Annotated in this window: 5 protein-coding genes and 1 pseudogene; 1 reads left to right on the top strand and 5 read right to left on the bottom strand. The window is 44.4% G+C overall.

Going from position 1 to position 5,337, the window contains the following annotated elements; translation table 11 throughout:
* Window positions 1-138: 138 nt before the first annotated feature.
* From PHX29_06900 to PHX29_06885, 4 genes and pseudogenes are all read right to left on the bottom strand, one after another.
* Entirely contained in the window at window positions 139-732 is a 594-nt protein-coding gene (locus tag PHX29_06900) for a DNA methyltransferase (protein ID MDD5605610.1), read from the bottom strand.
* Window positions 733-760: 28 nt separating this feature from the next.
* Window positions 761-836, bottom strand: a pseudogene (locus PHX29_06895).
* Between the two features lie 51 nt (window positions 837-887).
* Window positions 888-1,439, bottom strand: a complete 552-nt coding sequence (locus PHX29_06890; GenBank protein ID MDD5605609.1) for a hypothetical protein — start codon at window positions 1,437-1,439, stop codon at window positions 888-890.
* 231 nt (window positions 1,440-1,670) lie between these two features.
* On the bottom strand, window positions 1,671-3,959 hold the full coding sequence (locus tag PHX29_06885; GenBank protein MDD5605608.1) for a MarR family transcriptional regulator: 2,289 nt from the start codon (window positions 3,957-3,959) through the stop codon (window positions 1,671-1,673).
* 193 nt (window positions 3,960-4,152) lie between these two features.
* On the opposite strand from PHX29_06885, the gene PHX29_06880 reads away from it, so the two are divergent.
* Window positions 4,153-4,779, top strand: a complete 627-nt coding sequence (locus PHX29_06880; GenBank protein MDD5605607.1) for a hypothetical protein — start codon at window positions 4,153-4,155, stop codon at window positions 4,777-4,779.
* A gap of 103 nt (window positions 4,780-4,882) precedes the next feature.
* Here PHX29_06880 and PHX29_06875 read toward each other — a convergent pair.
* A partial coding sequence (locus PHX29_06875; protein MDD5605606.1) for a hypothetical protein occupies window positions 4,883-5,337 on the bottom strand: 455 nt, incomplete at its 5' end.

Here is a 5,337-nt window from a genome sequence, read left to right as displayed (position 1 = left end):
TTATCGGTCTTACTACTAGCGGCTCAACCATTCCATAACGGGCTAAGCTTGATTTCAGACGTGCCACTATCGCCTCTTCCATGCGATTTGGATTCCAAGGAGATGGCTTCAACCTTTTTAATCTAATATCGACAATATTCATTCGCCTGATCTCCCGCTCAATTTTGGATAAGGTAAAATCGCTGGCTTCAACATTTTCTGGCATTCTTGATTCAGCAGATAGATGTAGCGGTGTTTTCTACTTTGGGGGATGATTTTTGTTTTTAGCCCGCAATCCCTCATAAACCCGGTTGCATGGGAACCAAGAGAATGGCTTATGCTCCGTGAGTGACGTAAGACTCCATCCCCTATATCAACTCTGGGTGTTGCTACGCTGAGCCCGGTGTAGATCCACCCTGTTGCCTGGTAAATAGTGCCAACATGACCTTGTTCAGGATCAGCATAGCTGACCACGAACTTCACCTGCGTGTACTTCTTCAGATACTTTAAGCAAATGCCTATAAATCGTGACTCAGAGTTGGAGGGAAGTTCGTCAGACAGCCATAAACGGGACAAAGTCAGACAATCTTCCTGTGTAACTCCTTCCACCATCCGGTATGCGTTGGCTGGCCCGCAGCCAAAGGTAATTGCGCCCAGCAATCGGTCATCCATGAAAGCACCAAAACAAAGCATTGTTGCGGCAGGGAAAGTGTGCAGGTAATGGTTTTTTACGATCACCGTTTTCGCAATCACAGGCGGAATCGGCTTAGCCCTGATTGATTGGAGCGCCGGGCTGGGATTCGAACCCGCTTTCACCTCATGGTTTGAGGCTGTGCTGCCTATTACACCACCGGCGCTGATAATCGGAGAATCAATACATTTCAATTCCATTTCAATCTGAGTCCTCGTTAAGATTTTCCGTTTAACTTTGCCCGATATCTTTTCAATGCCGTTTCGTAGAGATCAACATTGCTTCTACGTTGTTCTGGGTCTTCAATCTCTCCCCCGTAATACCATGTGTACCAGCGTTTAAAATCCTCCGGGCTCATGTTTTCCCTTTCCACCCATTCGAGGTCTTCTCTGATAAAGGCTTCCCAAGGCATTTCTTGAGGCCTGCCAAATAAACGATTCAGCACTTCACTTGCCAGCGTGCGATTGGCTATTATTACTACACCATATTGGCATTGGCCTTGCGGTTGCTGATCAACCCACCCATCACCCGGGCATCGTTGATTAGTAAATGTGCAATAATCTCCATTCACTATTCGGTCCGGGTCTTTTACACCATACATACATTTGATGATTCCGGGCACCTCCATTGTTTTTCCCTCCTTATCTCGTTTTTTCAATACTAGATGCAGGCCAAACCCATCGACATGGTGCACCCTGGCATAGATGTGGATAGCCAAACAGGCGATAGCAATCACAGCTTTCTGGATCGCACTCTCGAGGAAGTTCATGCTCCTGGTGGGGTGTAAAGGGATTATGGCATTCCGGAGGATTGTTATAGATATTGAGTGATGCCAGACCCTGCCTAACCAGATAAACCAATATCTGGTGCTTGTTTTGTATAACAGCCTGTCTCAAATCAGGCGTTATGGCCGATTTCGGACCGAGTTGTATCTGCCCATCGACAACCTCTATCCGCATGTCACGGCACCTTATTTCCTGTATCAAATCGAATACTGTCATTAAAAAACCTCAAAATCGGTTAGATCGCTTTCCAGCTGAACCCCTGAACCCCAATTTTTCTTCAGGTTTAAGTCAATCGTGGATTCTTTAGGGTTCATAGCTGTTTGAACCCTGTTGAACCTTTCTGGAAGGACTGCTGCTGGTTCAATGGGTTCAACAGGCATGAACCCTTTTGCATCCAAAGCTAGCTGAGGTTCAGATTTAAAGCTGGGTTCAAGGGTTCTGTTGAAGGGTAGGGGGTAGTCTTTCCAATCGATATTGGTAAAATGATCACGGCAGTTGTGGACTTCCCCGGTCACAGGGTCGATCCAGCCGATAACCAGTTCATGCTGTCCGCAAGCAACCAGATATTCTGTAAGAGCACAGGCGGATGGAAGAGGATCAACTTCACCGGGCAAAGGCACCCCAGCTACTAATTTCATACCCTTACTCTTATTCAGTTCCAGATTGGCCAGATAACCAAGCTTGAGCAAACGCTTGATTCGATATGAAGTAGAGCTTTTACTTATACCTAGATGCTCTCGGACTTCAGCCTGAGTAACTGGTTTTTCTCCTGGTTGGCCTCCAGCAGGAGTAGTTAACTCGATCACGGCTGCAATCATCTTCCTATCCGCCTGGGTAATACCTTCAGATTGCGCAGACTGAAAAACATCGCTTATCAGGCTCCGTACCATCGCGTAATCAGCCACTGTAGCTATAAGTGCCCCATTTTCATCTTGGCTACGTTGGAATCGATGGGCAACAGTACAAGCTTCTATCATGGTCAGTAAGTGCTTGAAATCCCTGCGAATGCGTAATGCTGCAGGTGAAATACTTTTAGCCAGATAACCAGCAAACTGGATTTTTACTTGAGCTGGTTCGCCAAGAATCTTTGACACCGCATGCCATTGAGTCAGTTCAGGCTCATCACGGTTACTGGCTGCTGCCTCAGCCATCGCAAGTAATATTTTCTTGGTCTGTTCTGTGCTATCATCAGTTTCCAAGCGCAACATGCGGTTACTGAGTTGTTCGTCAATTGGCCGGGTCGTCGTAACTATAAGGCCAGTAGGACCGTCTTTAGCTATATGTTTGCCGACTGGCTCTTCGCCATCGCTAACTACCGTGTCATAACGAATGCGCCCTTCCCAGAGCAAACTTTTGAGAGCGGCGCTGCCTACTCCTTGGGCTAATCCTTCGGGCTCTTGAATAAATAGAATACGGTTTGCTATCGGCTCATTTGAGTATATTAAAGCCCTCTCACTTGATGCCGTCAGCTCGTAAATGGCTTCAGGGTGCTCCAGCTTGAAGGTGGTAGACACGGTATGAGTTTTACCAGATGACGACGGTGAATTTAGCTCTATGTTAACTGGACGACTTAAGACACGGCTTCGAACCTGTAGAAATATTAAACCTATGTTTTTCCGCTCCCCAACCACACCGAGTTCTTCCACAGTATTTATAGCCTTGCAAAGAATTGCTGGGTCAGTCAGCAGAGGTTTTGCTAACTCCAATAGCTTAACCCCGGCTGCCTCCCTTTTACGTTGTTCTTCTTGAGCCTTAGCTATCTCAGGGTCTATCCATACTGGGGCTGCTTTGACCAACGCTTGTAGTTCACTTGTTGTTCCACCCAGCGAAACCCAATCTGAGGCATCTTTCACATTTTCGCCAGGCATTTCAACAACTTTTATACCTTTAGCAAAACCATTCATTATGCGAGCTATTTGTTGAGCATGTAATCGTCCGGGTTCATCCTTGTCAGCAATCACTACAACCAATCTTCCTTTCAGGGGCTCGCTCAGGTCTTTGGTAAATTTACCCGCACCAGAAGGATTACATGTAGCGACACATCCGATCGATTCGAGAGCCAAAACATCCTTTTCGCCCTCCGCAATAAAAACTGGCTTTTCAACGGCGGTAGCCATCAATTGGGTAAGCCGGAATAGAACCCGCTTAACACCGTTCAGGTTCCAAAGCCAGCCACCATTCCCATCGGGTCGGCGTTGCCGGAAATCTTTTGGCTCATACCGTATTACCTGGAATAATAGTGTTCCATCTAAGTCAAGATAATCGTAGGCGGCTATAATTTTTTTCCGGGAAGATGGCTTCAGCCTGGTTACACCTAACTTCATAGCTAATTTATTAAAACTGCCCTTTTCATTACAAGCCATGCACCGGAAACCATTTTCGCGGAAGCGGAGGTTGGGATGGTTTTTATCATTGTGGAAGGGGCAAAAGGCGGTATACCAGCCTTGTACATCTGGTCCTGAAGTTACGTTTAGATGGTTTTTTACCTCTTCAAATAATGTCATTAGCGTACCTTTTTAAATTCAATGATCGATTACTTAGGCTTCTGTTATCATTTTTTTCTTCATGATTTACTTATACTCAAAAAAATAGCACTTAAATATTGATGCCGTGAACATACCGGGCAATTTCGTGAAGAATGTGTGCTAAAATGTCTTAGTTAATGCCGTTGTTTATGTGTAAGAATGGGAGTAGGCTATGAAAAGCGGTGAAAAACCACCAAGAGGCTTGAAGAAGTATGTCATTAGCTTGGCAAGCTCAAATCCCAGGCCCACAAACAAAGAAATTCGGGAAGCCGTGGATAGAAAGTTCGAAACCGGAATATCCGACAGGACAATTTGCCGCTATTGCACACAAGCAGGATTACCAACTAAAAGTATCCAGAAGCCCGAAAACATTGATACTAAACAACGAGAAGCTGATGTTGGCAAGGAAAAACAGCGAAGACAAATAGAGCACATTCAACAGTTGCAGCTTCTTGCTAGGAATACAAGATCTGCCGTAGGTCAAATTCCACACTCACAAAATGATCAGGAACTTGACGGCGAGTACCTATCTCTCTTATTAGTTGCATACCAGCTAGCAAATGATGCACTTTGGGGATGGTTAGCTCACCATCTCGGAGATGAAGCACAGAAGATCGAATCCTTGAAAAACGAATGTGGAACTACTTTAAGAAAAATCTCTTCAGAAGACAGAGGGAACCAGGTATCACAGGCAAGGCAGTTACTGCTAAATTCTTTGTATCCTATAGCTATATATGGGAATACGGAAGAATGGCAGGTTTTTGGGCTAAAAGCACAATGTCCTGGCTGTTATATATAGCAAATTTCGAAATAATCTTCCAGGACTCAAAAAACAAAAAAACTAAAAAATATAAGCTTGTTTCTTTTTAGACTCAAAGGGCTGTGCTAACGGCGTATTGACTTCATAAGCTGTTCTTGTATAAATAATCCCGGCCACACTTTGGGCATTGAGCTTTTATAGCCCAAATTCCCTTTTGTCCACAGGAACATTGATGTTCATGGTATATTTCTGACATCGGTGGATTATTAAGAATAGTCTGAATATCTATAATGCTGTCAAAGAGTTGATCAATACCAACTTCCAGCGCAACTACTTTTTCCTCCAGGGTTTGCATTCTTAATTCGATTTCTAATGGAGCGTTTATTTCTGTTAACTTCTTTTTTAATTCAGCTACTCTTATAGCCTTTTTCAACGCTATTACTTCAGGCTCAGATTCCAAACTACTATTTTCTATTGTGATGTCAGCTTGTTGCTGGTTCGAGCTTAATGCCTTGCAATCCATTGTATTGTCTTTAACTTGCCTGTTAACCTTGTAGACTAGACCGGGTTTGTAGCCGTATTTAATTAGTTCTTTCG

This window comes from Dehalococcoidales bacterium (genome assembly GCA_028717385.1).
Classification (GTDB): Bacteria; Chloroflexota; Dehalococcoidia; order Dehalococcoidales; family CSSed11-197; genus CSSed11-197.
The sequence above is the reverse complement of the archived record's forward strand: the minus strand, read 5'-3'. Positions and strand labels throughout refer to the sequence as shown.